Here is a 24,931-nt window from a genome sequence, read left to right on the forward strand (position 1 = left end):
AGGTATTCCCCCAACCCGGCCAATGGTACAGTTGTGGGCTGGTTACACTTCATTACAATTTAAGGTAGCGATTCAGGGGAGTTTCGATACCATTGAGTACATATCATCTAGAGGTAGTATAAGTTATGGCAGCAAATGGAAGCTGGACGAAGTCGTTATTTGTAGGGCTTTGGACGGTCCTGAATTTTTGTAGAAAGCTTTTTTTCAACATCATTTTCATCTTTTTACTGGTGGTTATCATTATTGGTCTGACCGCGGACAAAGATCCGATCACGGTCAAGCCTGGCAGTGCCTTATACATGAACCTCAAAGGCCGGCTGGTAATTGAAAAAGAAGCGGTGGATCCGTTTGAACAATTTATGCAGGAAGCCTTTGGTGATGAACCGGAAAATCCGGAAATTCTGGTGCGCGATGTGGAAAAAGTGCTGCGTAATGCCAAAGAAGACAATCGCCTACAGGCGCTGGTACTGGACTTTTCTGAATTCGAAGGCGGCGGTCTGGACAAATTGCGCCAGGTTAGCGAAGCCATCGCGGATTTTAAAACCTCGGGGAAGCCGGTGTATGCGGTGGGTGATTATTTTGGTCAGAACCAATACTATCTTGCCGCCCATGCAGACCATATCTATTTAAACCCGATGGGTGCGCTGCTGCTGGAAGGGTATGGCCGATATGGTTTGTACTTCAAAGACATGCTGGAAAAACTCAAAATTACCACGCATATCTTCCGGGTCGGCACCTACAAGTCTGCGGTAGAACCATTTTTACGCAACGATATGTCTGATGCAGCCAAAGAAGCTAACCGCGAGTGGCTCGATGCCTACTGGCAGCAGTATAAGCAGGATGTGGCAGCCGCCCGCGGCATTCCTATGAGCCGCTTTGATGAAGATCTTGATACCCTGGTGGAAAAGTTCAATGCTGCTGACGGTGATTTTGCCCACTACGCATTGGCCAACGGCTGGGTGGATGCACTGAAAACCCGGACTGATATCCGCGAGGAACTGGCGGAGCTGGTAGGCCGGGATGATTCAGAACTAGGCGTTAATCTGACAACTTTTAATACTTACATGAAGGTCATCAACCCACCTCTGCCTGAACGTACCTCTAATGGCGACCAGGTGGCTATAGTAGTAGCCAAAGGCCAGATTCTGGATGGCGAACAAAAGCCTGGCACCATCGGCGGTGACAGCACAGCGCGTCTGCTACGTCAGGCCCGCATGAACCCGGATGTCAAAGCAGTGGTATTGCAGGTTGACTCACCGGGAGGTTCATCGTTTGCCTCTGAAGTGATCCGCCAGGAAGTATTGGAATTGCAGGCGGCGGGTAAGCCGGTGGTAGCCTCAATGTCGACCTACGCAGCCTCTGGTGGCTACTGGATCTCGGCCCCGGCTGACAAAATTTATGCCTCACCCAGCACCATCACTGGCTCCATCGGCGTATTTGGTATGTTTATGACCTATGAAAATTCTCTGGATTATATCGGGGTGGCCAGCGATGGAGTAGCATCCACCGAGATTGCCGGCTTGTCCCCTACCCGTGAACTGGACCCGCGCTTTGGAGATATTTTGCAGCGCAATGTGGAAAGCAGCTATCAGCGGTTCATCAATATGGTAGGCGAAAATCGTGGCATGAGCGCTGCCAAGGTGGATGAAATTGCTCAGGGCCGGGTATGGATCGGCAGCAAAGCCAAAGAGCTGGGTCTGGTGGATGAACTGGGCGATTTAGATGCTGCTATTGATGCCGCTGCAGACCTGGCCGGGCTGGAAAAATATGACAGCTACTATGAAAAGCACAAATTAAGTCCACAAGAGCTGTTCTGGCGTGAATTCTTTGGCCAGGCCGTAGCCTGGGGTATCAAAATGGAATTTGGTGGCAGCAACAGCCCGCTGATGAGCATGGTTAAAGACCTGGTCAGCCAGTACCAGGGCATTCGCCAGCTCAATGATCCCATGGGCGTGTATGTCCTGTGCCTGCAATGCGAAGTGCACTAGGTAAACAACAGTTGGTCAGCCAGGCTGACCAACTGCTCATGCGCGAGCGCATGCAGACATTATTTGCCCAGGCAGAGGAGGCGCTTAACAGCGCCTTTTTACTGCCTCAGCTTACCTGGCGCCGGTCGGGTAAAAATGCCGGTACTGCCAACCTCACAGCCAATCGTATCAATCTTAACCCGGTCTTGTTTTGTCACAATCGGGATGCATTTTTTGATGAGGTATTACCACACGAGGTAAGCCATATTGTAGTGCATCAATATTATGGGCGGGTTCCACCCCATGGGCGGCAATGGCAATGGGTGATGCAGCATATTTTTGGCGTGCGCCCTGATACTACGCACAATTTTGACCTTGAGCCTCTGGCGCTAAAAACTTTTCGCTACAGGTGTCAGTGTGGCCCAGTAGAATTGACGGCGCGACGCCACAATAAAGTGGTCAGGCTACAGCAGCAATATCAGTGCCGGCGCTGTAAGTCAGTGTTGCAGCGCTGCCCACAGGCTACATAGATCTGATTGGTTACCGCCTAAAATGGCCGCTGACTATGTCAGACTATGTAAACATTAGCTGAGTCTTGAAGAGAGTGAGGGCGTGGCAGATTACGAAAAATTAAAGTGGCAATCTGCCTATATTACAAAAGACTAGTCGAACCAACTGCGGGTAAACACACGGTCCAGCTGGTCAAAAGCGGCTTTGAGTAACGCAGCCAGTTCCTGATATTTTGGCTGGCTGGTGCGTTGCTGCACTTTACAACCTTCCTGCTGCATTCTGGCATGAATTTCCATGTACCAGTTTTTCAACGCCGGCGGTAAAGTCTGGTTGGCACGATGCCCTAGCCATAGCAGCCCCTGCAGGGGTAAACTTAGAAAAAATGCACCGATGGCGATGGTTTGCGGCAAGTACTCCATGCCCAGGGTGTTGAGCAGCATGGCACAACTGACCAGTGCCGCGGGCGGCATGGTGGCAATGGCAAAGCGAGTAGCGCTAATCACCCGGCACTCAGGAAAATGGGGAAATAATTCTTTTTTAACCGGCCAGGTACGCATGTAGTGCTGCCCGTCACGGAATAATGTCAGAACAGATTGTGACATAACTCACCTCTTGTGCTGGGTATCAAAACCACAAAAAATCATGCCACTGCCAAATAGGACTGTCACAACAGCAATCTTTTCTTATAATACCCCTTTGGTCAGAGTATAGCTCAATCCCTGATGCAACCCCATTGAAAAAATGTTCATGTAAGCGGCTCATTGCATCCCTTCCTATTGAATGTAAAAATTTTGCCCAAATAAACACAGTCACAGATTTTTCAGCCTGTTAAGCAGGTTTTGATTGGAGATAAAAATGGCAGAGACCAGACACGTTCGCCTTATGATTTTGGGGTCAGGCCCCGCAGGTTATTCCGCTGCTGTATATGCAGCTCGGGCAAACCTCAATCCGGTTTTGGTAACCGGTATTCAGCAAGGCGGCCAGTTGACCACCACGACCGAAGTCGAAAACTGGCCTGGCGATCCTGAAGGCCTGACCGGCCCGGATCTGATGGTCCGCATGCAAAAGCACGCGGAAAAATTCAACACTGAAATCGTGTTTGACCATATCAACAAAACTGACCTGAGCAAGCGTCCTTATACCCTGTACGGCGATTCCGGGACGTATACCTGCGATGCATTAATCATCGCCACCGGTGCTTCAGCTAAATATCTGGGCCTGGAGTCTGAAGAAGCCTTTAAAGGCAAAGGCGTATCGGCTTGTGCAACATGCGATGGCTTTTTCTATCGCAATCAGAAAGTTGCGGTTGTCGGCGGCGGCAATACAGCAGTCGAAGAGGCGCTGTATCTGTCCAATATCGCCTCCGAGGTGCACGTTATTCACCGTCGTGATTCGTTCCGCTCTGAAAAGATTCTGGAACAGCGCCTGCGCGATAAAGCCGAAAACGGCAACGTTGTACTTCACCTGAACCGCACATTAGATGAAGTGCTGGGCGACGAGATGGGGGTCACTAAGATCCGTATCGCCGACACCCAAAGCGATGCCAAAGAAGAACTGGATGTAATGGGCTTGTTTATCGCCATCGGCCATAAGCCCAACACCGATATTTTCTCTGGCCAATTGGAAATGCGCGATGGCTACATTGTAGTTAACAGCGGCTTGCAGGGTAACGCCACCCAAACATCGGTGGAAGGTGTGTTCGCCGCCGGCGACGTCAGCGACCACGTTTACCGCCAGGCAATCACTTCAGCCGGCACTGGCTGTATGGCTGCGCTGGATGCTGAAAAATACCTCGACGGTGCCCACGCCGACCAGTGGTAAGTACTTTCGTGTAATAAAAAAACGGTGAGCCTGGCTCACCGTTTTTTTTGCCCGCAGCCATTCCCCGCCAGGCAACCTGGACACCCAATCCAAACTGGACACCCACCTCAAACTGGCCCCCCCCCAAACAGGACCCCCACCCCAAACAGGACACCCACTTCAAACAGGACACCCACCCCAAACAGGACACCCACCCAAACTGGACACCCAACCCAAACTGGACACCCACCCCAAAATGGACACCCATCCAGATCATCTGCTCTGATTAGCTTCCCTTTTATCCAACCTTTTATAGATCCTTTCTTTCCGCCGATGTTATTCACCAGCTGGTAGCAGGCCACCCACTAGAAAAAATCGTTGCCACGGATGCGTCTTTGGTGCGTATTACAGTATCATTGAGGAAACACAGCTATTCGACATTGAACGCGCGCTATTTGCCATTATGATTGAACTGCCCTACCTGACAGAACACACCCCTTTTCCGCCCGTTACTGAAGCGCTGGACGACCCCAATGGCCTGCTTGCCTTTGGTGGCTCACTGACCCCGGCGCGATTGTTGTCAGCATACAGTAAGGGCATTTTTCCCTGGTTTAGCGAGGGTGAGCCCTTGCTGTGGTGGTCCCCGGATCCGCGCGCCATCATTAACCTGGATGAATTTCACTGTTCAAAAAGCCTGGCCAAGCTGGTGCGACGCCAGCACTATCAGGTAACTGTGAATCGGGCATTTGATGTAGTCATAGAAGCCTGCGCAACCAGCCCGCGGATGGTGCGCAGCGCCGGCGAGGAAGCTGAGGAAAGCAGTGCCACCTGGATAACCGCTCAAATGCTGGATGCCTATAAAGCCTTACACCGCTTTGGCCTGGCCCATTCGGTGGAGGTATGGGATGACAGTCAAACCCTTCAGGGCGGCCTGTATGGCGTGGCTGTGGGCGAAATATTTTGTGGCGAGTCGATGTTTCATAAAGCGCCAAATACGTCTAAGCTTGCTATGTACGCGCTGGTAAAGCACATGCAACAGCATCAGCTTGCTTTTATTGATTGCCAGATGCCCACCGACCATTTGGCCAGTTTAGGCGCTGTTACCGTCAGCCGGTCAGAATTTATCGCCCGCTTGCGGCAACATAATCAGACGCTGGATAGCCAGGGCGCTATATTGTCGGCTTATCGCCAATGTTGGCAGCAGCAGGTTATCACGCCATGAAATTTGGTATTACTCAGACCTTTGATTGTAGCTATCTGCCCGGTGAACATGAACAACTGCTAGTGTTTGCCGAGCAGGACCAAAATTATGCCTGGCGATACGGCCAGCTGGTCCAGGCCGGTTTTCGGCGCAGCGGTGAACAAATCTATCGGCCTCATTGCCCACAATGTCAGGCCTGCCAGTCCATTCGTATTCTGGTGGATGAATTTTCCCCATCACGTAGTCAAAAACGTATTTTGAGCCGTAATCAGCATTTGCATTCGGTTCTGGCCACCCAGCCTAGCGACGAATATTACCCCTTGTATGAACGCTATATTACAAACCGCCACTCGGATGGTACAATGTATCCGCCTAGTCGTCGGCAGTTTGATAGTTTTGTCTGCTGTGCCTGGAAGCCGCCGGTGTTTATCGAAGCCTACGCCGGCGATACGCTGGTTGCGGTGGCGGTCACCGATGATATTGACAGCGGTGAGCTGCATCAGGCTTATTCTGCCTTGTACACCTTTTATGCGCCCGAGTTGCATCACCTGTCACTGGGTACCTGGATGATATTGCAGCAAATCGCCCATGCGCAGAGAAATGGTAAGCCCTATGTTTATCTGGGTTATCAAATAGACGGCTGCAACAAAATGAACTATAAAAGTAAATTTTATCCAAATGAGCGATTTTGTAAGAACGAATGGCTACGTTTCGATAAAAGTTAATGTTTAACCTTTACATAGCCGGGTAGATTGGTTAAGGTCTGCGCGGCAAAAATTGACTTACTGAGGTAACTGCTATACATGGCAAAAGAAGATTCTATTGAAATGGAAGGTGTGGTACTTGATACCCTTCCTAACACAATGTTCCGCGTAGAACTGGAAAATGGTCACGTGGTAACAGCGCATATCTCTGGAAAAATGCGCAAAAACTATATCCGTATTCTGACCGGTGACAAAGTCACGGTTGAGATGACACCTTACGACCTGACTAAAGGCCGTATTGTGTATCGCGCAAGATAATATCAGTAAGTAAGAATCTTAATAAAAAAACCCGGCTATTAGCCGGGTTTTTTATGGTTTGGTTTGGCAAGAACCCGAGCCCGGCAATATTTGCACGGGCACCGGACTCGGCCTTGCTCGATTAATTGGACTCAGCTTCTTCACTTTGCGATTCGACCCCGGAGAACTGAAACGTCAGCTTGTTATTCTCCAGCGTCACTTTTACGTTACCGCCTTTGCTTAACTCACCAAATAATAATTCATTAGCCAGTTCTTTCTTGATCTCATCTTTGATCAAACGTGCCATGGGCCGTGCCCCCATCGAGCGGTCATAACCTTTCTCAGCCAGGTACGCACGCGCTTCTGCGGTCACTTCCAGTGATACCCCTTTCACATCCAGCTGCGCCTGCAGTTCGATGATGAACTTATCCACGACCTGCAAGATGACATCGCTTTCCAGATGGTTAAACCAGATGATGGCATCTAAGCGGTTACGAAACTCCGGCGAAAACACCTTGTTGATTTCACTTAGCGCATCGTGGCTATGATCCTGTTGTTTAAAGCCAATAGACTTGCGAACTGTTTCCTGCACACCGGCGTTGGTGGTCATCACCAGCACCACATTGCGGAAGTCTACCTTGCGGCCATTGTTATCAGTCAGGGTGCCATGGTCCATCACCTGCAACAAAATGTTGTAGATGTCGCTATGAGCTTTTTCAATTTCATCCAGCAGCACTACCGAATAGGGGTTTTTGATCACCGCGTCGGTCAGCAACCCACCCTGATCAAAACCCACGTAGCCAGGAGGTGCGCCAATCAGGCGGCTCACTGCGTGGCGCTCCATGTACTCTGACATGTCAAAGCGCACCAGCTCCACACCCATTATTTTGGCCAGCTGTTGGGTAACCTCAGTTTTACCTACCCCGGTAGGGCCGGCAAACATAAAGCTGCCAATAGGTTTTTCTTCACTGCCCAGCCCGGAGCGCGACAAGTGAATGGCATCGGTGAGCGACTCAATCGCCTGATCCTGGCCGAATACCATCATTTTCAGGTCGCGATTCAGATTTTTCAGGATCTCTTTATCTGAAGCAGAGACTGATTTTTCCGGGATCCGCGCCATCTTGGCGATGATCTGTTCAATATCCTGCACATTGATGGTTTTTTTACGCTTAGACTGTGGCAACAAGCGCTGGCTGGCACCGGCTTCATCCATCACATCAATGGCTTTATCCGGCAAATGCCGTTCATTGATGTACTTGGCAGACAGCTCAGCAGCCGCCTGCAACGCTTTTTGCGTGAACCGTACGCTGTGGTGCTCTTCATACCGGTTTTTCAGGCCCAACAGGATCTTGGTGGTATCACTGACACTTGGCTCAGTCACATCCACTTTCTGGAAACGACGCGCCAAAGCGCGATCTTTTTCAAAAATGCTCTGATATTCCTGAAAGGTGGTGGAACCAATACACCGCAATTCACCACTGCTCAACTTAGGTTTAAGCAGGTTCGAGGCATCCATCACCCCACCAGATGCGGCACCAGCACCGATGATGGTATGGATCTCATCGATGAATAAAATCGCATGCTCGTCACGGCTCAATTCTTTCAAAATCGCTTTTAAGCGTTTTTCAAAATCACCCCGGTATTTGGTTCCGGCCAGCAAGCCGCCCAAATCCAGTGAGTAAACAGTGCTTTCGGCAATCACCTCAGGCACATCATCATTGACGATTCGATAAGCCAGGCCTTCTGCGATGGCAGTTTTTCCTACGCCGGCCTCACCCACCAGCAGTGGATTATTTTTACGCCGGCGGCACAAGATTTGGATGGTGCGCTCCAGTTCAGCATCACGGCCAATCAGCGGGTCAATCTTGCCGTCTTTGGCATGGCGGTTCAGGTCGGTTGCATATTTACTCAGCGCCGAGCCACCTTCCTCACCCTCACCGGCTTCTTCCACCGAATCGCTGCCGACGCTACCGTCTTCATCTTCGGCTTTACTGACACCGTGGGAAATAAAATTCACCACATCAAGACGGGTGACATCAGCCTTTTTCAGGATGTAGACCGCCTGTGACTCTTGTTCACTGAAAATTGCCACCAGCACATTGGCGCCGGTAACTTCGTCTTTACCAGAAGATTGCACATGAAACACAGCTCGCTGTAATACTCGCTGGAAGCCCAGGGTGGGCTGAGTTTCGCGCTCACCAATCTGCTCTTCCAGAATCAGGGGAGTGGTGTCTTTAACAAACTCAATCAGTTCGCTTTTGATGTTGTCGATGTTGGCGCCACAGGCTTTCAGGGCTTCCTGCGCTGATGAATTGTCCATTAATGCCAGCAGCAAATGCTCAACCGTCATAAATTCGTGCCGATGCTCTCTGGCAAACACGAACGCTTCATTTAACGTTTGCTCTAATTCTTTGTTCAACATATTGCTCGCCCCTACAGTTGAATACTTACGCCTGTTCCATTGTGCACATCAGCGGATGTTGATTCTTACGTGCATATTGGTTGACCTGCATCACTTTCGTTTCAGCAATTTCGGCAGTGAAGATGCCGCATATCGCTTTGCCCTGATAATGCACGGTCAGCATAAGTTGATTGGCCTTCTCAGCATCCAAGTTAAAAAATCGCATGAGTACTTCGACCACGAAGTCCATCGGCGTGTAATCATCGTTGTTTAACAACACTTTATACATTGGCGGCGGCTGCGTTTTTTTACGCTGCGCATCTCGTAGTTTTTCTTTTTCAATACTGATCGCGTTGTCTTTGCTCATAGTAATAGGATAGTGCTTAAGCGTATATTACGCAGAATTTTTTGTCGTAGATTAATTCTTCAATTTACGCTTGACATTGAGTGGTTAAAATATCTACAGTTTTGAATGTACCTTCATGAAGTGACGCATGAAAGTGCCCTTGCCTCTACAAGCTATTGTGGGGGCATTACTGTGTGAGTTCAAGGATTAAGAGGAAGTCGAAGTATGGCGGTTGGTAAAGTAAAGTGGTTTAACAACGCAAAGGGTTTTGGATTCATTGTGCCTCAAGAAGGCGGTGAAGACATATTCGCGCACTATTCCACTATCCAGATGGAAGGTTACCGTTCGTTGAAAGCGGGCCAGGAAGTAACGTTTGATGTGCAGCAGGGTCCTAAAGGCCTGCACGCTGAGAACATTGGCCTGGTGGACGAGCCAGAACGCTAACACCCACGTACGTTCAGCACAAAAGGGCTTTTTCCGGCATCACCGGCAAGGGCCTTTTTTATGGCCAAAACTCCCCTCCCTGTTTTTATTAAGTTTATTTAAACCGCTGCCATTTGCGTTGATGTAGTCTAGATTTGACGCATTTACGCCGCCTTGCTTGTTATACAAGACTTTGTTACGCAGCCTATCCTGCCTTTAATTTGCGCTGTACAAGCATAAAAAAACCCGGCATTTGCCGGGTTTTTGCCATCAACTTGTGATGATTTAGCCTAAAATTTCATGCAATGTTTTGCTTGGTGACATGGCATTGTAGACTTTCTTTGCATCCGGGTAGTAGTAACCGCCAATATCCTGCGGCTTGCCCTGAGTGGCGTCAATTTCTTCCAAAATTTTGTCCATCTTGGCTTCAAGCTGCTCAGCCACATCTTTAAACTGTGCTGCCAGCTCGCTGTCTGTGGTCTGCTTGGCGACTTCCTGTGCCCAGTACAGCGCCAGCCACACATGGCTGCCACGGTTGTCCAGTTCACCGGCTTTACGCTTCGGTGATTTACCGTTATTCAGCAGATTTTCAGTGGCTGTATCCAGCGCCTGTCCAAGGATCTTAGCGCGCTCATTGCCATGCTTCAGCGCCACATCTTCCAGTGATACCGCCAGAGCTAAGAATTCGCCCAGTGAGTCCCAGCGCAGGTGACCTTCTTCGACAAATTGCTGCACATGTTTAGGGGCAGAGCCACCAGCGCCTGTTTCATACAGACCACCACCGGCCATCAGCGGCACGATAGAAAGCATCTTGGCACTGGTGCCTAGCTCCAGGATCGGGAACAGGTCGGTCAGATAGTCACGCAGTACGTTACCAGTCACCGAGATGGTGTCCAGGCCGCGGATAGCCCGTTCCATGCTATAACGGATCGCGCGAACCGGCGACATGATTTGAATATCCAGGCCGTTAGTGTCGTGCTCGGCCAGATAGCGCTGCACTTTTTCAATCAGCTGTGCATCGTGGGCACGTTCATCGTCTAACCAGAACACTGCTGGCATGCCAGATTGACGCGCACGGGTCACCGCCAATTTTACCCAATCCTGGATAGGCGCATCTTTGGTTTGGCACATGCGCCAGATATCACCTTCTTCTACCTGGTGCTCAATCAGAACCTTGCCGTTTTGGTCCACGATCTGCACGGTGCCATCGGCTTCCACTTCAAAGGTTTTGTCGTGTGAACCATACTCTTCGGCTTTTTGTGCCATCAGGCCTACGTTGGGCACTGTTCCCATAGTGGTTGGGTCAAACGCACCATGAGTTTTACAGAAGTTGATGACTTCCTGGTAGATGGTGGCGTAGGTACTCTCCGGGATTACAGCCTTGGTGTCGTGCGCCTTGCCATCCGGTCCCCACATTTGTCCAGAATTACGGATCATGGCCGGCATGGATGCATCGACGATAACATCGCTGGGGACATGCAGGTTTGAGATCCCTTTGTCTGAATTGACCATGGCAATTGGGGGGCGGTTACCATAGCAAGCGTTGATATCACGCTCGATCTCAGAGCGTTGTGATTCCGGCAGGCTTTCAATGTTGTCATACACACTGCCCAGGCCGTTATTCGGATTAACACCCAGCTCATCGAACAAATCGCCGTACTTATCAAACAGCTCTTTATAGAACACTTTGACACAGTGGCCAAACACGATGGGGTGCGAAACCTTCATCATGGTGGCTTTTACGTGCAGGGAAAACAGCACATTATTGTTTTTGGCGTCTTCAATTTGTTCTTCAAAAAAGGCACACAGGGCTTTTTTGCTCATGAACATGCCATCGATCACTTCACCGGCCAGCAGATCTACCTTAGGTTTTAAGGTCTTTTTATTGCCCTGCTTGTCGGTGAATTCAATGGATACCGGGCCGTCCTGGTCCATAGTCATGGATTTTTCGCTAGAGAAAAAATCGCCGCCGCGCATGTGTGCAACGTGAGAACGTGAAGCCTGGCTCCACTCACCCATAGAATGCGGGTATTTGCGGGCATAGTTTTTCACCGCTTTGGGCGCACGACGGTCAGAGTTACCTTCACGCAGTACCGGGTTTACCGCACTGCCCAGCACCTTGCCATAGCGTTCACGAATGGCTTTTTCTTCATCGTTTTTCGGGTCATTCGGGAATTCAGGAACCTCAAAGCCCTGACTACGCAGTTCTTTGATAGTGGCACGCAATTGCGGAATCGAAGCACTGATATTTGGCAGCTTGATAATGTTTGCGTTAGGATCTTGCGTCAGCTCGCCAAGTTCTGCCAGAGCATCTGGCACCTGTTGCTCTTCGCTCAGGTAATCGGAGAAATTTGCCAGAATGCGGGCGGCCAGAGAAATGTCGCTCAGCTCAATATCGATACCAGCCGCGCCGGCAAATTTTTCGATAATAGGAAGCAGAGAATAAGTCGCCAGCATAGGCGCTTCGTCAGTTTTGGTATAGACGATCGTCGACTTGGCTTTGGTCATTATATACCTCAATGTTTGCGGTAAAAGTACCGTATTAATCCGTTGATTGCATACAACCGGCGAACGCTTGCCGCCAGTCTATCCATGCATCGTCAGGCACATTTAATTTTTTTAACGTATATGAGCAGCGGCCGCACAATTTGCTAAATAGCGTGTGCAAAATCATGAAGATAGGTAAAGCATGCCGCGCTCACGGGGATATCCGTGCCGTCTAGTAGTATAGGGACGAATATTTTAGTTACAAGTCATACCATTGTCGCACACAGGCGGATCATTTGGCCCGGGTGTAAGCCTGGCTGTCCAGACTCCCTGACTGTCTTTTATTGCGGTATTCAGCATTAGCTTTTCTCCCCCTTAGTCAAATTTTGTTATCCTAGGTGCCTTGCAGCAATCAGGAGATCCCCATGGCCATAACGCCCACCCAGGTGGTGTTATTTAATAAACCTTTCAATGTATTATCCCAGTTTACCGACGGCGAAGGCCGCGCCACACTAAAAGACTTTATCGATGTTCCCGGGGTGTACGCTGCCGGGAGGCTGGACCGGGATTCCGAAGGCCTGCTGGTACTGACCAATGACGGCAAGCTGCAGCACAAGCTGGCCAACCCGAAAGCTAAAACCAGCAAAACCTACTATGCCCAGGTCGAGGGCGAGGTGACCGATGAAGCCATCGCGCGGCTATGCGAAGGCGTCGAATTAAAAGATGGCATGACCGCACCGGCTAAGATCCAGCGCATGGCCGAGCCAGAGTTATGGCCGCGCAATCCGCCGGTACGCTTTCGTCAGCATATTCCTACCTCCTGGCTTCAGATTACCATCAGTGAAGGGCGTAACCGGCAAGTGCGGCGGATGACCGCTCATGTGGGCTTTCCTACTCTGCGCCTGGTCCGCTATCGGGTGGGCAGCTGGACGCTGGACGGCATTGCCAATGGTGACTACCTGCAATTTACCTTGTAAACCGGTTGAAATTCACCAGGCCGGCCACCACCTACCCGAAGACGTGAAAGCCGTGCTTTAGACGGTAAATTTTGATAGAATCCGCGACCTTCAAATACACACAGATTATGAGTACAGAGAATCCGGTGACCGAACCTACCCCTGCCCAGCAAAAAGTGATCGTCGGGATGTCCGGCGGTGTCGATTCATCCGTTTCTGCCTACCTGCTTAAACAGCAGGGCTATCAGGTAGAAGGCCTGTTTATGAAAAACTGGGAAGAAGATGACGATGATGAATATTGTGCGGCAGCCGAAGATTTAGCCGACGCACAGGCTGTGGCCGACAAACTGGGCATCCATTTGCACACCATCAATTTTGCCGCGGAATACTGGGACAATGTGTTTGAGTATTTTCTCGCTGAATACAAAGCCGGGCGTACGCCTAACCCGGATATCATGTGCAACAAAGAAATTAAATTCAAAGCCTTCTTAGAGTTTGCCGCCGAAGATCTGGGCGCGGATTTTATTGCCACCGGCCACTATGTACAGCGTCGTCTGCACGATGGCCAATGGCAGATGTTGCGTGGTCTGGATAACAACAAAGACCAAAGCTACTTCTTGTACACCTTAAGTGCGCAGCATGTTGCAAAAACCCTGTTCCCGGTGGGCGATATAGAAAAGCCGCGGGTGCGGGAAATTGCCGAAGAGCAAGGCCTGGTCACCGCCGACAAAAAAGATTCTACCGGCATTTGTTTTATTGGCGAACGCAAATTTAAAGATTTTCTGGCCCGCTATCTGCCGGCCCAGCCTGGCGATATCGAAACCGTCGAGGGTCAGGTCATCGGCACCCACGAGGGCCTGATGTATCACACTCTGGGCCAGCGCAAAGGCTTGCACATTGGCGGCCTGGCCGAATTTGGTGACGACCCCTGGTATGTGGTGGATAAAGATGTGGCGCGTAATGTGTTGATTGTCGGCCAGGGCGCCGACCATCCACGCCTGTATTCCACTGGCCTGGTGGCCAATCAGATCCATTGGGTCAGCCGTCAGCCACTGACCGGCCCTATCCGCGCTACGGTCAAAACCCGCTACCGCCAGGCAGATATCCTCTGTACGGTCACCCCCAGTGGTGATGATGAACTGACTGTGACGTTTGATGAACCGCAAAAAGCGGTTACACCCGGACAGTCTGCGGTGTTTTACCAAGATGAAGTATGCCTGGGCGGCGCCATCATTGAGAGTTATATTCGCTGATGCTCGACGAATCTATTGAAAATTATCTGGCACTGGCTGGTGTGTGCCAGGCCGCTGCACTGGTCAAACAGGTGGCCCGCGATGGTCGGGTCGATGAAAATGCCTACGAGGCCAGCTTATCCAGTATTCTGGTCACCGAGCCGGATAGCGCACAGCAGGTCTTTGGCAGTTTGAATAATGTCAAAATCGGCTACCAAACGCTGCTGGCCCAGTTGTCGGACAAATCCACCACCAAGGATACTGAACTAACCCGCTACATTGCTGGGATCCTGGGCCTGGAACGTAAGCTGGCGAAAAAGCCCGATGCCATGGCCGAGCTGGGCAAACGCATTACCCATGTGCAGCGTCAGCTGGCCCATGTCAGTTTTGAAAATCAGCAGATTGTCGGTTCACTGGCCAGCATTTATTCGGACGTAGTCAGCCCGCTGGCCCCGCGCATTCAGGTGGCCGGCAACCCGGATCATCTGCGCCAACCGGTTAATCAACAGCGTGTACGCGCGCTGCTTTTGGCCGGCGTGCGAGCTGCGGTGATGTGGCGCCAGATGGGTGGTCGCCGCCGTCAGATTTTGTTTAACCGTAAACGTATTGTAGACAGTGCTAGTCAGGCACTGAAGTTAATTACTAGTTGAGGAGCATCAAGGTGGAACTGACTCAGTTAACCGCTATTTCCCCGGTCGACGGACGTTATGCCAGCAAAAGTGAAGCATTGCGCGGTATTTTTAGTGAATACGGTTTGCTTAAGTACCGTGTCGAGGTAGAAGTACGCTGGTTGCAAATGCTGTCACAGCAAGACCAGATCAGCGAAGTACCGGCTTTTAGCGAGCAGTCAAACGCCCGCCTGGGCGCAATCGTGGCCAATTTTTCCGTGGAAGATGCTCAGCGTATCAAAGAGATTGAGCGCACCACCAACCACGACGTGAAAGCCGTGGAATACTTTTTAAAAGAACAGGTGGCCGATAACAGCGAACTGCAGGCGGTAACCGAGTTTATCCACTTTGCCTGTACTTCAGAAGATATCAACAATCTGTCACACGGGTTGATGCTACGCGCTGCCCGTGAAGAGGTCTTGTTGCCTTACTGCGATAAAATCATCGCTGAAATCACGCGCCTGGCCAAAGAAAACCGCAGTGTGCCCATGATGGCCCGCACCCACGGACAGCCAGCTTCGCCTACCACCATGGGTAAAGAGATGGCCAATGTAGTTGTGCGTCTGCGCCGCCAGCGAGAGCAAATTGCTGCTGTATCATTGCTGGGTAAAATTAACGGCGCGGTGGGCAACTACAATGCCCATCTGAGTGCTTATCCCAATGTAGACTGGCATGAGGTGTCTGAGCAGTTTGTGACCGGTTTGGGCTTAAGCTGGAATGCTTTTACCACTCAAATCGAGCCGCATGATTATATTGCTGAACTGTTTGATGCGGTGTCGCGCTTTAATACCATCCTGATTGATTTTGATCGCGATGTGTGGGGCTATATTGCGCTGGGCCATTTCAAACAAAAAACCGTAGCCGGCGAAATCGGTTCGTCCACCATGCCGCACAAAGTTAACCCCATTGACTTTGAAAACTCTGAAGGCAACCTGGGCCTGGCTAATGCGATTTTTGACCATCTGGCCAGCAAGCTACCTATCTCGCGCTGGCAGCGCGATCTGACGGACTCTACCGTACTGCGTAACCTGGGTGTTGGCGTAGGCTATGCGGTTATCGCCTATCAGGCCAGCCTCAAAGGTATCAGCAAGCTGGAAGTTAATGAAGCCAGCCTGCGCCAGGAACTGGATGCCAACTGGGAGCTGTTGGCAGAGCCGATCCAGACAGTAATGCGCCGCTATGGCATCGAAAAGCCGTATGAAAAACTGAAAGAGCTGACCCGTGGCAAAAAAGTCAATGCCGAAGCCATTGCGGCTTTCATTGACGATCTGGATATGCCAAACAGTGCTAAAGACGAGTTGAAGCAACTGTCACCGGCCACGTATATTGGCGATGCTACCCGATTGGTAGACGAGCTGCTAAAGGCCTGAATAGTCCGCCCCTGACAAGCGGTTACAAAAGGGTGTGTGCCTGCGGCGGACACCCTTTTTTTATGGCTGCAAGGAATGCACAATGCTACCTGCCCTACCCACTTTACGATCCGAACTGAATAGCTGGCTGCGCCGGCTGGCATCGTGGCTGAGCGCTGCCCGGCCTCGCCAATGTGATCCCCCTCCCATTCAACAGCCTCACTCTGCACTACGCTTACCACCATACCTTTCATCCGCAGGATATTTGTGCCCTTGGCCTCGCGCGATGGTGCTATTCGCCGATTTGCATCAATACACCCAGCTCAATGCCCGCCTGGGCGATTTGGCTTGTACCCGATTGCTGCATGAGTTCTACCGGCGCTGTAATGCCTTAGCCAGTAAGCACCAGGTGCAACCGCTCAAAACCAACGGTGATGAATATATGGCGCTGGCTGGTTTAAGCACCAGCGGGTCGTCTAGCGGCGACGAACAAAGCGCCCGCCAGCTTTGCCTGTTTGCCAGCCAGATTATGGAAGTGGTCAGCGCGTTACCGGGCTTTTCCAAGGCGGCCATGCAAATTCGCATTGGCATTGCTTGTGGCCCGGTAGTCGCTCGCCACTTTACGCGCGGTGCGCCGGCGGCAGATATTTACGGTCAGACGGTTATCACTGCTGCCCGCCTGCAACGGGCCAGTCAGCCTGGTCAGCCACTGGTTTGTGCGACTACCGCCAGCCTGTTGTCCGCCAACCCCGGCAAAGCACCGCTGGCAGTAAGGCCCGGCCCGGCGGGCAGTTGGATTCTTTTGCCCCCTGCCGGGTAACAATAGGTATACTGCGCGTATTGCAACTACCAAGGATTTCTTTGTGCAACTACACGGCCTTGATATTACCGATTTTTTAGCCAATTACTGGCAACAACGCCCGCTGGTAATCCGCCAGGCGCTACCCGGTTTTGCCGATTTGCTGGATGAGCATGATCTGGCAGGCTTAAGCCAGGACCCGGATGTGGATAGCCGCATCATCAGCCACCAAAACAAGCAATGGGCACTGCATCATGGCCCGTTTGATGATTTTGATGAGGTTTGCCAGGGCCAGTGGACCTTGCTGGTCCAAGGCGTTGACCGGTATTTGCCAGACGCCAGCGAGCTGATGGAAGCCTTTGCATTTTTACCCTACTGGCGCATGGACGATTTAATGGTGAGCTACGCGGTGCCCGGTGCCGGCGTAGGCCCGCATCTGGATGCTTACGATGTCTTTTTGGTACAGGGCCAGGGCCGGCGCCACTGGCAGGTTGGCCAACCCGGCGAGCATGATAAAGTCAGCCCGCACCCGGGACTGGCACAAGTAGCGCCGTTTGAACCGGTGCTGGACGTGGTGCTTGAGCCGGGTGATATTTTGTATATTCCGCCGGGCTGGCCCCATGATGGTGTTACCGTCGAGGCTGGCATGACGTATTCAGTGGGCTTTCGCGCGCCTGATCAGGAGCAACTGGCGCAGGTGTTACCGGCGATATTTGAAGAACCTGATATGGTCAGCACCCGGTTTAGCGATCCCCATCGCCAGCGCCCGGCAGCCAAAGCGGCACTGGACAAAGCCGAAATCGGCCGCCTGACACAACTGTTACTGGCCACCGTGCAGTCGGAACAATGGCCACGCACCCTGGCCAGAATGCTCAGCGAGCAGCACCTGCCGGATAATCCGCCAGATCAGATTGAAACAGCGGCCAGCCTGGCAGAGCATCTCGCACAGGGCGCTGAAGTGCTTCGCAGCCCCGGCTGCCGACCGCTGTTTTTAAGTGCCAACACCGATCCGTTGCAGTTTTTTGTTAATGGAGAGGCGTTTTGTGCCCCTCAGGAACATGCCTTGTTGGTGATAACGCTCCTAGAGGGTGCGCCGTTAACTAACTCATTGATTGCCGAGCACAATGACAACTGTACAATTTTTGAACTTTTCGCTAAACTTGTAAACAAGGGCTATTGGGAATTAGTTGGACCTTCCTTGGTGTAAGCCGAATTCTTTTGCAGAGGATGCTTCACCATGAATGCGGGCACGGCAATGGCGTTTTTTATCGAACAGGTCGATTGGCAAAGTGCCAGTCAGCGGTTGATTGAACTGCGGGAACAGGTATTTGTACTGGAGTGGCAATTGCCCCGCGAGGCCGAGTTTGATGATGAAGACAAAAATGCCGTGCACATCATTATTAGCAATGCCGAGCAAAAAGCCGTAGCCACCGCCCGCCTCACCCTCAATGGCGAAATTGGCCGTGTAGCGATTCGATTGGGCTACCGAAATCTGCAAGTGTATAAACAGTTGTTTGGTGCGCTGGTCACCCTGGCGCACTCACTGAATATTGCCACCCTCACTATGAATTGCGACCTAACCAGTGTCAGTCACCATGAAAGCTTAGGCTTCACCTGTAGTGGCCCTGCTTTTATGGAAGCGGGCATTGCCCGCCAACCCATGAGCTGCCCGCTGGCGCAATTTAAGCTGCCCGATGTGAATCATCTGCACTAGCTGGTGCCTGCTCTAACAAGCTGAGCAGCGTCTGCAGCGGGTGCGCGGGTTTAAAGCCGTCAATACGTTTGACCTGGCTACGGCACGAATAACCCGTGGCCATGACCTCTTCTGGTGGATAGCGGCCTACCGCCTGCTCCCACGACAAATTATAAATGCCCAGTGACTTGTCTTTTTGACTGGCTTCATGGCCGTAGGTACCAGCCATACCACAACAGCCCACTGCCACAATGTCCATCTTTACACCCAACCGGCCAAACAACGACTGCCAGATTTTTTCTGTACCCGGCAACGCGGTTTTTTCGGTGCAATGGGCAAACAAAGCTAGCGACCGGCTGTCTGCCCCGGCTACAGGCACAAAGGCGCTTTCAGGTACCTGCGCCAGCCATTCATGCACAGTGTGCACACAAAATTCGCCGCGCTGCGCGCCTAATGCTTTGGTGTACTCATCGCGATAGCACAGCACCAGCGACGCATCCACGCCTACCATTGGCATACCCAGCGCGTGCACCTGATTTAAAAAATCGGCTGTGTTTTGCGCAGTTACGGCAAACTTATCTAAAAAGCCTTTTACATGCTCAGGTTTGCCGTTGGGGTGAAATGGCAGTAGTACCGGGGTATAACCCAGCTTACCAATCAGCGCGGCAAAATCCGCCACCACCTGAGCATCATAAAAGCTGGTAAACGGATCCTGCACAATCAGCACTTGGCGCGCTCGCTCTTGTACAGACAGATTTTGCATTTCGGCCAAGTCAAAGGTGCGGGTTGCTGTTGGCAGGCGCTGCGGCAAGGCAGGTGCAGACAGCAGCGGCGTATCTACATAACCGACGGTTTTTTCCAGCAGTTTGTTCATCCAGCTGCGGCGCAAGACTGCGTTGATCAAGCGCGGGAAACGCGCCATACGCGGCGCCATTTGCTCGATATTGGCCACCAGAAAATCTTTGGCTGGCCGGGCGTAGCGCTGATAATACAAGGATAAAAAGCGTGCGCGAAAATCCGGCACATCTACATTGATGGGGCACTGGCTGGTGCAAGATTTACAGGCCAGACACCCTTCCATGGCCTCAAATACCTCATGAGAAAAATCAGCCTCGCCGGACTGACTGTTGCGCCAGCGGCTGAGCCAGGAGGTTTTAAATTGTTTAGCCTGCAGCTGGGCATCCTCGATCCCCTGGGCCGCCAGCAAGCGCAACCACTCACGTATGAGACCGGCGCGGCCTTTCGGGCTGTGCCGCCGGTCCTGGGTAATTTTGCTCGACGGACACATGGGCGACGTCGGCTCGTAGTTAAAACATAAACCGTTGCCATTACAATTCATGGCAGGCTTGAAAGTTTCTTTAAACTGGATTGGAATGGTTCGGTCATAGGTGGCGCGTTTGGTATCTGACACCTTCACCAGTTCATCGTCGCTGCCCAGCGGCGTGCAGATCTTGCCCGGGTTCATTTTGTTAAACGGGTCAAAAGCATGTTTAATTTTGCGCAGTTCGCTAAATAGCACCTCCCCAAAAAAGGCCGGGCCATATTCACTGCGATAGCCTTTGCCGTGCTCCCCCCACATCAAGCCGCCATATTTGGCCACCAGCGCCACCACTTCATCAGAGATTTGGTGCATCAGGGCTTCTTGTTCCGGGTCGCATAAATCCAGCGTCGGGCGCACATGCAGCACCCCGGCATCCACATGGCCAAACATGCCATAGTGCAGGCCGTGGCGGTCCAGCAACGCGCGAAATTCCAAAATAAAATCGGCCAGATTCGCGGGCGGTACAGCGGTATCCTCGGCAAAAGCGATGGGCTTTTGCGGGCCATCACTTTTGCCCAGTAAGCCCACCGCTTTTTTACGCATGGCGTAAATCTTTTTGATATCGGCTGTGTCGTAGGTCAGCTGATAGCCAATCACCCCGCTATCGCCGGCCTCAATGGCCGCATTAAGCGACGCTTCCAGCTGCTCAATCTTTGACTCGATGTCCGCCTTGTCGGTACTGTTGTACTCCACCATGTTCAGGCCCAGCAGGGTTTTATCCGGAACATCGGTGATTAGATCGGAAATGGAATGCCAGATGATGTCGGTTTTGGCCAGATTCAGCACCTTGCTGTCCACAGTTTCCACCGAGGTAGCGTCAGCTTCAATCATTTTAGGGGCATGGCGCAGCGCCGCTTCAAAGCTGTCGTATTTGATATTGACCAGCGCGGTGTGTTTTGGAATTGGCGTGATGGCCAGGGTAGCTTCGGCAACAAACCCCAGCGAGCCTTCCGAACCGGTGATCAGACGAGTGATATCAATGGTCTGGCCAGCTTCGTCATAGGCATGTTCCAAATCATAACCGGTTAAAAAGCGATTCATGCGCGGGAATTTTTCTATGATCTGCTCGCGATAGCCAATACAGGTGGCCAGCACCTGACGGGTGATGCGGCTAAGCGTATCGCTGCCATTAGCCAACCGCTTGGCTTCATCCACTGGCATCGGCCGGGTCATCAGTTTTTCACCATTGGCCAGTACCGTGGTCAGACCTAGCACATTGTCACTGGTTTTGCCGTATTTAAGCGAGCCCTGGCCGGAGGCGTCGGTATTGACCATACCACCGATGGTCGCACGGTTACTGGTGGACAGATCCGGCGAAAAGAAAAATCCGTGGGGGCGCAGCACATCATTTAAGGCATCTTTTACCAGCCCGGTTTGCACCCGTACCCAGCCCTGCTCAACATTTAGCTCCAGCACTTTAGTCATGTGCCGGGACACATCCACCACAATGCCGTCGGTCAGGCTTTGTCCGTTGGTGCCGGTGCCGCCGCCACGGGCAGAGAATTTGACCTGTGGATGCTGATTGGCCAGTTCGCCCAGGCATTGCAAATCTTCAGTTGAACGCGGTAATACCACTGCCTGCGGGATTTTTTGGTACACCGAGTTATCGGTGGCCACGGCCATCCGGCTGGCATAGGTGTATTCCACATCGCCGGTAAAGGTCGAGCGTTCCAGCGCATGCAAAAACGCCTGATACGGCTTAGCAGGGCTGTTTTGAGGGTCAATGCGTGGCAATTTCAAGAACTTAACTCCCGGGCTTGGTTTGGGTTTATTATACGCGTGTGCGCCATCATGCTCTAGGCCAATTACAGCGATTTCATGTACCGATCGATCTGACCGATACGCTGAATCGGCTTGCCTGACACAGATTTTTACATCGCTATGCTGGACGCCGACTAAAAAGTCATTATGCTTTAAGCATCTAAATTCCATCCAGGATGTGCTATGAAATCGATTCGCCTGACATTCGGCGCCTTGTTGGTGGCCAGTGGCATCATTTTTACCCTGTTACCTGGCTCTATTTTTGTTTTACTGGGCGGCCTGGTGCTGCTTAGCTACGACTGGCCGCGAGCGCGCGGTTGGCTGAAATTCTGCCAGGGCAGCATGACTCGCAGTGCACGGCGTATTGATTTGTATTTGCTCAAACGTAAACTGCGCTAAGACGTTACCTACGTTGATATAGGTTGTGATCAGCATCAACACCCTATAAGCGATACCAATAAAAAAGCCTGGCATCATGCCAGGCTTTTCTGCTTTAGCTAGTCTGTTAGCTGTGGCTTTCAGCCAGATACAACCAGGTTTCCACCACGGTATCCGGATTCAGCGACACAGAATCAATGCCCTCTTTAACCAGCCAGGCAGCAAAGTCTTCGTGATCTGACGGCCCCTGGCCACATATCCCCACATACTTGCCACGCTTATTGGCGGCTTGAATGGCCATGGATAACAAGGCTTTCACCGCTTCGTTGCGCTCTTCGAACAGGTGTGCAATCAAACCGGAATCCCGGTCCAGACCCAGGGTCAGCTGAGTCAGGTCATTGGAACCAATGGAGAATCCATCAAAGATGTCCAGGAACTTATCCGCTAATAACGCATTAGACGGTAGTTCGCACATCATGATTACACGCAGATCGTTCTCACCCTGTTTGAGACCCTGCTCGGCCAGCAAATCAATCACCTGTTGGCCTTCTTCTACAGTCCGCACGAACGGGATCATGATTTCTACATTGGTCAGGCCCATCTTATTACGGACCCGCTTGATGGCTTCGCATTCTAAGGCAAAGCAATCACGGAACTCTTCAGACACATAGCGGCTGGCGCCACGGAAGCCCAGCATCGGATTTTCTTCGTCCGGCTCGTACTGATAGCCACCCACCAGGTTGAAGTACTCGTTCGATTTAAAATCAGACATCCGTACAATCACCTTTTTAGGGGCAAATGCTGCGCCGATGGTGGCGATGCCTTCCCCCAGTTTTTCGATGTAAAACTCGGTCGGTGACTCATAGCCGGCGATGATGTCGTTGATTTCTTCTTTCAGCTCTTCAGGCTGCTGATCGTAGTTCAGCAAGGCTTTGGGATGCACACCAATCATGCGATTGATGATAAATTCTAACCGTGCCAGACCAACCCCTTCGTTAGGCAGGCGGGCAAAGTCAAACGCGCGATCCGGGTTACCCACGTTCATCATGACTTTAAGCGGCAGATCTGGCATGGCATCAATGCGTGAGGTGGTCACATCGAAGTCCAGCTCAGCACCATAGATAAAGCCAGTATCGCCTTCTGCGCACGATACAGTGACCTTATCGCCATTCTGGATGCTGTCGGTGGCATTACCACAGCCTACTACCGCCGGGATCCCCAGCTCACGGGCAATGATAGCCGCGTGGCAGGTGCGGCCACCACGGTTGGTCACAATGGCCGAGGCTTTTTTCATGATGGGCTCCCAGTCCGGGTCCGTCATGTCGGTAACCAGCACATCGCCGGCCTGAATTTTATTCATCTCGTCAATGGAGCCCAGTACCTTGGCGGTACCGGCACCGATTTTGTGGCCGATGGCGCGGCCTTCACAGACAATGTTGCTCTGGCCGCGCAAGGCATAGCGCTCGATGCTCTGGCTGTCTTCACGGCTGCGCACGGTTTCCGGGCGGGCCTGCACAATATACAGTTTGCCGTCCGCGCCATCTTTGGCCCACTCGATGTCCATCGGGCGCTTATAATGCTGTTCGATGATCACAGCCTGTTTGGCCAGTTCCTGCACTTCATCATCAGTCAGGCTGAAGGCCATACTGTCGGCGCGATCTACATCTACAATCGAGACCTGCTTGCCGTGAGATGCATCATCCGAGTACACCATCTTGGTCAGTTTGCTGCCCAGATTCCGACGGACAATGGCCGGCAGGCCTTTCTCCAGGGTGGGTTTGTGCACATAAAATTCATCAGGGTTTACCGCGCCCTGCACTACCATTTCACCCAGGCCCACCGAACTGGTGATAAAGACCACCTGGTCAAAGCCTGATTCGGTATCGATGGTGAACATCACACCAGAAGCGGCAATATCACTGCGCACCATACGCTGCACACCGGCTGACAATGCCACACCTTTATGGTCGTAGCCCTGGTGCACACGGTAAGAGATAGCGCGGTCATTAAATAAGGAGGCATAAACATGTTTAATGGCCACCAGTACCGACTCGTAGCCTTTTACGTTTAAGAAGGTTTCTTGCTGGCCGGCAAATGAGGCATCCGGCATATCTTCGGCAGTGGCCGATGAGCGCACCGCAAATGAGGCGGCTTCACCCGCATCACCCTGCAGGGTTTCAAACGCACTGGCGATAGCCTGTTCGAACTCTGGCTGAAACGGTGTATCGATAATCCACTGACGGATCTTTTCGCCGGCTTCTGTAAGCGCAGCAATATCATCCACATCCAGCGCATCCAACACTTCGTGAATACGTGCATCCAGCCCGCTTTGCACTAAAAACTGATTAAACGCCTCAGCTGTTGTTGCAAATCCGCCTGGCACCTGAACACCGGCATTGGCTAGATTTGAAATCATCTCTCCCAATGATGCATTTTTGCCGCCGACGCGACCCACATCCTGCATCCCCAATTCTTGATACCAAAGTACGTGTTCTTGCACAGCCTGAGCCTCCAGCTTAGTCTATTTGTGTCCATCTTTTTAATGGAATGGTTTGTAGCCGCCAGAGCCTGAGTGAATAAATACACAAAATCACTGGCGTATCGACAAAGCCATCATAGAATGCGTAAAATTTGAAAG

Annotated in this window: 21 protein-coding genes; 15 read left to right on the forward strand and 6 right to left on the reverse strand. The window is 51.7% G+C overall.

The features are described from left to right. The first annotated feature begins 125 nt into the window (after positions 1-125). Both sppA and ACTUJZ_RS03840 read left to right on the forward strand, forming a co-directional pair. Positions 126-1,988 (forward strand): signal peptide peptidase SppA, encoded by a 1,863-nt coding sequence (sppA, locus tag ACTUJZ_RS03835; RefSeq protein ID WP_463634932.1) that lies wholly within the window; start codon positions 126-128, stop codon positions 1,986-1,988. Next, complete coding sequence (locus ACTUJZ_RS03840) at positions 1,973-2,497, forward strand: SprT family zinc-dependent metalloprotease (RefSeq protein WP_463634933.1); 525 nt, start codon at positions 1,973-1,975, stop codon at positions 2,495-2,497. The genes sppA and ACTUJZ_RS03840 overlap by 16 nt, the downstream gene beginning before the upstream one ends. 132 nt (positions 2,498-2,629) lie before the next feature. Here the strand turns inward: ACTUJZ_RS03840 and yfbV are convergent, their stop codons facing one another. Beyond that, complete coding sequence (yfbV, locus tag ACTUJZ_RS03845; protein WP_463634934.1) at positions 2,630-3,079, reverse strand: terminus macrodomain insulation protein YfbV; 450 nt, start codon at positions 3,077-3,079, stop codon at positions 2,630-2,632. 253 nt (positions 3,080-3,332) lie between these two features. On the opposite strand from yfbV, the gene trxB reads away from it, so the two are divergent. From trxB to infA, 4 genes are all read left to right on the forward strand, one after another. Continuing rightward, positions 3,333-4,298 (forward strand): thioredoxin-disulfide reductase, encoded by a 966-nt coding sequence (gene trxB / locus ACTUJZ_RS03850; RefSeq protein WP_463634935.1) that lies wholly within the window; start codon positions 3,333-3,335, stop codon positions 4,296-4,298. A 442-nt stretch (positions 4,299-4,740) separates the two neighbouring features. Continuing rightward, on the forward strand, positions 4,741-5,499 hold the full coding sequence (gene aat / locus ACTUJZ_RS03855; protein WP_463634936.1) for a leucyl/phenylalanyl-tRNA--protein transferase: 759 nt from the start codon (positions 4,741-4,743) through the stop codon (positions 5,497-5,499). Next, complete coding sequence (locus ACTUJZ_RS03860) at positions 5,496-6,203, forward strand: arginyltransferase (RefSeq protein WP_463634937.1); 708 nt, start codon at positions 5,496-5,498, stop codon at positions 6,201-6,203. The genes aat and ACTUJZ_RS03860 overlap by 4 nt, the downstream gene beginning before the upstream one ends. 78 nt (positions 6,204-6,281) lie before the next feature. Beyond that, positions 6,282-6,500: a translation initiation factor IF-1 gene (infA, locus tag ACTUJZ_RS03865; protein WP_108567227.1), complete on the forward strand. Its 219-nt coding sequence runs from the start codon at positions 6,282-6,284 to the stop codon at positions 6,498-6,500. A 121-nt stretch (positions 6,501-6,621) separates the two neighbouring features. Here infA and clpA read toward each other — a convergent pair whose 3' ends face one another. Together clpA and clpS are read right to left on the reverse strand one after the other, a co-directional pair. Then, a complete protein-coding gene (gene clpA, locus ACTUJZ_RS03870; protein ID WP_463634938.1) occupies positions 6,622-8,901 on the reverse strand; it encodes an ATP-dependent Clp protease ATP-binding subunit ClpA in 2,280 nt (759 codons plus the stop codon). Between the two features lie 25 nt (positions 8,902-8,926). After that, positions 8,927-9,247: an ATP-dependent Clp protease adapter ClpS gene (gene clpS / locus ACTUJZ_RS03875; RefSeq protein ID WP_463634939.1), complete on the reverse strand. Its 321-nt coding sequence runs from the start codon at positions 9,245-9,247 to the stop codon at positions 8,927-8,929. A gap of 204 nt (positions 9,248-9,451) precedes the next feature. On the opposite strand from clpS, the gene cspD reads away from it, so the two are divergent. Further along, the gene (gene cspD, locus ACTUJZ_RS03880) at positions 9,452-9,670 is read left to right on the forward strand and encodes a cold shock domain-containing protein CspD (protein ID WP_463634940.1); all 219 of its coding nucleotides are present in this window, start codon (positions 9,452-9,454) and stop codon (positions 9,668-9,670) included. Between the two features lie 264 nt (positions 9,671-9,934). Here the strand turns inward: cspD and ACTUJZ_RS03885 are convergent, their stop codons facing one another. Beyond that, complete coding sequence (locus ACTUJZ_RS03885) at positions 9,935-12,157, reverse strand: NADP-dependent isocitrate dehydrogenase (RefSeq protein WP_463634941.1); 2,223 nt, start codon at positions 12,155-12,157, stop codon at positions 9,935-9,937. A gap of 404 nt (positions 12,158-12,561) precedes the next feature. Here ACTUJZ_RS03885 and ACTUJZ_RS03890 point away from each other — a divergent pair, with 404 nt between their 5' ends. From ACTUJZ_RS03890 to ACTUJZ_RS03920, 7 genes are all read left to right on the forward strand, one after another. Continuing rightward, positions 12,562-13,113, forward strand: coding sequence for a pseudouridine synthase (locus tag ACTUJZ_RS03890; RefSeq protein WP_463634942.1), 552 nt, complete (start codon positions 12,562-12,564; stop codon positions 13,111-13,113). Positions 13,114-13,220: 107 nt separating this feature from the next. Next, positions 13,221-14,345 carry a tRNA 2-thiouridine(34) synthase MnmA gene (gene mnmA, locus ACTUJZ_RS03895; protein ID WP_463634943.1) on the forward strand — a complete coding sequence of 375 codons (1,125 nt, stop codon included), beginning with the start codon at positions 13,221-13,223 and terminating at the stop codon, positions 14,343-14,345. Then, entirely contained in the window at positions 14,345-14,974 is a 630-nt protein-coding gene (gene hflD / locus ACTUJZ_RS03900; protein WP_463634944.1) for a high frequency lysogenization protein HflD, read from the forward strand. Before mnmA ends, hflD begins: the two co-directional genes overlap by 1 nt. Positions 14,975-14,985: 11 nt before the next feature. After that, positions 14,986-16,362, forward strand: coding sequence for an adenylosuccinate lyase (purB, locus tag ACTUJZ_RS03905; protein WP_463634945.1), 1,377 nt, complete (start codon positions 14,986-14,988; stop codon positions 16,360-16,362). Between the two features lie 265 nt (positions 16,363-16,627). Further along, positions 16,628-17,161 carry an adenylate/guanylate cyclase domain-containing protein gene (locus ACTUJZ_RS03910; RefSeq protein WP_463634946.1) on the forward strand — a complete coding sequence of 178 codons (534 nt, stop codon included), beginning with the start codon at positions 16,628-16,630 and terminating at the stop codon, positions 17,159-17,161. 43 nt (positions 17,162-17,204) lie between these two features. Continuing rightward, the gene (locus ACTUJZ_RS03915; protein ID WP_463634947.1) at positions 17,205-18,347 is read left to right on the forward strand and encodes a JmjC domain-containing protein; all 1,143 of its coding nucleotides are present in this window, start codon (positions 17,205-17,207) and stop codon (positions 18,345-18,347) included. A 30-nt stretch (positions 18,348-18,377) separates the two neighbouring features. After that, complete coding sequence (locus ACTUJZ_RS03920; protein ID WP_463634948.1) at positions 18,378-18,854, forward strand: GNAT family N-acetyltransferase; 477 nt, start codon at positions 18,378-18,380, stop codon at positions 18,852-18,854. Here the strand turns inward: ACTUJZ_RS03920 and ydiJ are convergent. Further along, positions 18,823-21,894, reverse strand: coding sequence for a D-2-hydroxyglutarate dehydrogenase YdiJ (gene ydiJ / locus ACTUJZ_RS03925; RefSeq protein ID WP_463634949.1), 3,072 nt, complete (start codon positions 21,892-21,894; stop codon positions 18,823-18,825). The two genes, ACTUJZ_RS03920 and ydiJ, sit on opposite strands and share 32 nt — an antisense overlap. Before the next feature lie 204 nt (positions 21,895-22,098). Here ydiJ and ACTUJZ_RS03930 point away from each other — a divergent pair, with 204 nt between their 5' ends. Beyond that, positions 22,099-22,314 (forward strand): PGPGW domain-containing protein, encoded by a 216-nt coding sequence (locus tag ACTUJZ_RS03930; RefSeq protein WP_463634950.1) that lies wholly within the window; start codon positions 22,099-22,101, stop codon positions 22,312-22,314. Positions 22,315-22,420: 106 nt separating this feature from the next. Here ACTUJZ_RS03930 and ppsA read toward each other — a convergent pair whose 3' ends face one another. Further along, on the reverse strand, positions 22,421-24,793 hold the full coding sequence (gene ppsA, locus ACTUJZ_RS03935; RefSeq protein ID WP_463634951.1) for a phosphoenolpyruvate synthase: 2,373 nt from the start codon (positions 24,791-24,793) through the stop codon (positions 22,421-22,423). Positions 24,794-24,931 lie beyond the last annotated feature (138 nt).

The sequence above is a fragment of the Alteromonas sp. WD8-37 genome (assembly GCF_055326825.1).

Excerpts from the sequence above, each read along its gene's own strand:
- sppA (WP_463634932.1), top strand. The coding sequence starts at position 126 with ATGGCAGCAAATGGAAGCTGGACGAAGTCGTTATTTGTAGGGCTTTGG.
- ACTUJZ_RS03840 (WP_463634933.1), top strand. The coding sequence starts at position 1,973 with ATGCGAAGTGCACTAGGTAAACAACAGTTGGTCAGCCAGGCTGACCAA.
- yfbV (WP_463634934.1), bottom strand. The coding sequence starts at position 3,079 with ATGTCACAATCTGTTCTGACATTATTCCGTGACGGGCAGCACTACATG.
- trxB (WP_463634935.1), top strand. The coding sequence starts at position 3,333 with ATGGCAGAGACCAGACACGTTCGCCTTATGATTTTGGGGTCAGGCCCC.
- aat (WP_463634936.1), top strand. The coding sequence starts at position 4,741 with ATGATTGAACTGCCCTACCTGACAGAACACACCCCTTTTCCGCCCGTT.
- ACTUJZ_RS03860 (WP_463634937.1), top strand. The coding sequence starts at position 5,496 with ATGAAATTTGGTATTACTCAGACCTTTGATTGTAGCTATCTGCCCGGT.
- infA (WP_108567227.1), top strand. The coding sequence starts at position 6,282 with ATGGCAAAAGAAGATTCTATTGAAATGGAAGGTGTGGTACTTGATACC.
- clpA (WP_463634938.1), bottom strand. The coding sequence starts at position 8,901 with ATGTTGAACAAAGAATTAGAGCAAACGTTAAATGAAGCGTTCGTGTTT.
- clpS (WP_463634939.1), bottom strand. The coding sequence starts at position 9,247 with ATGAGCAAAGACAACGCGATCAGTATTGAAAAAGAAAAACTACGAGAT.
- cspD (WP_463634940.1), top strand. The coding sequence starts at position 9,452 with ATGGCGGTTGGTAAAGTAAAGTGGTTTAACAACGCAAAGGGTTTTGGA.
- ACTUJZ_RS03885 (WP_463634941.1), bottom strand. The coding sequence starts at position 12,157 with ATGACCAAAGCCAAGTCGACGATCGTCTATACCAAAACTGACGAAGCG.
- ACTUJZ_RS03890 (WP_463634942.1), top strand. The coding sequence starts at position 12,562 with ATGGCCATAACGCCCACCCAGGTGGTGTTATTTAATAAACCTTTCAAT.
- mnmA (WP_463634943.1), top strand. The coding sequence starts at position 13,221 with ATGAGTACAGAGAATCCGGTGACCGAACCTACCCCTGCCCAGCAAAAA.
- hflD (WP_463634944.1), top strand. The coding sequence starts at position 14,345 with ATGCTCGACGAATCTATTGAAAATTATCTGGCACTGGCTGGTGTGTGC.
- ACTUJZ_RS03910 (WP_463634946.1), top strand. The coding sequence starts at position 16,628 with ATGGTGCTATTCGCCGATTTGCATCAATACACCCAGCTCAATGCCCGC.
- ACTUJZ_RS03920 (WP_463634948.1), top strand. The coding sequence starts at position 18,378 with ATGAATGCGGGCACGGCAATGGCGTTTTTTATCGAACAGGTCGATTGG.
- ACTUJZ_RS03930 (WP_463634950.1), top strand. The coding sequence starts at position 22,099 with ATGAAATCGATTCGCCTGACATTCGGCGCCTTGTTGGTGGCCAGTGGC.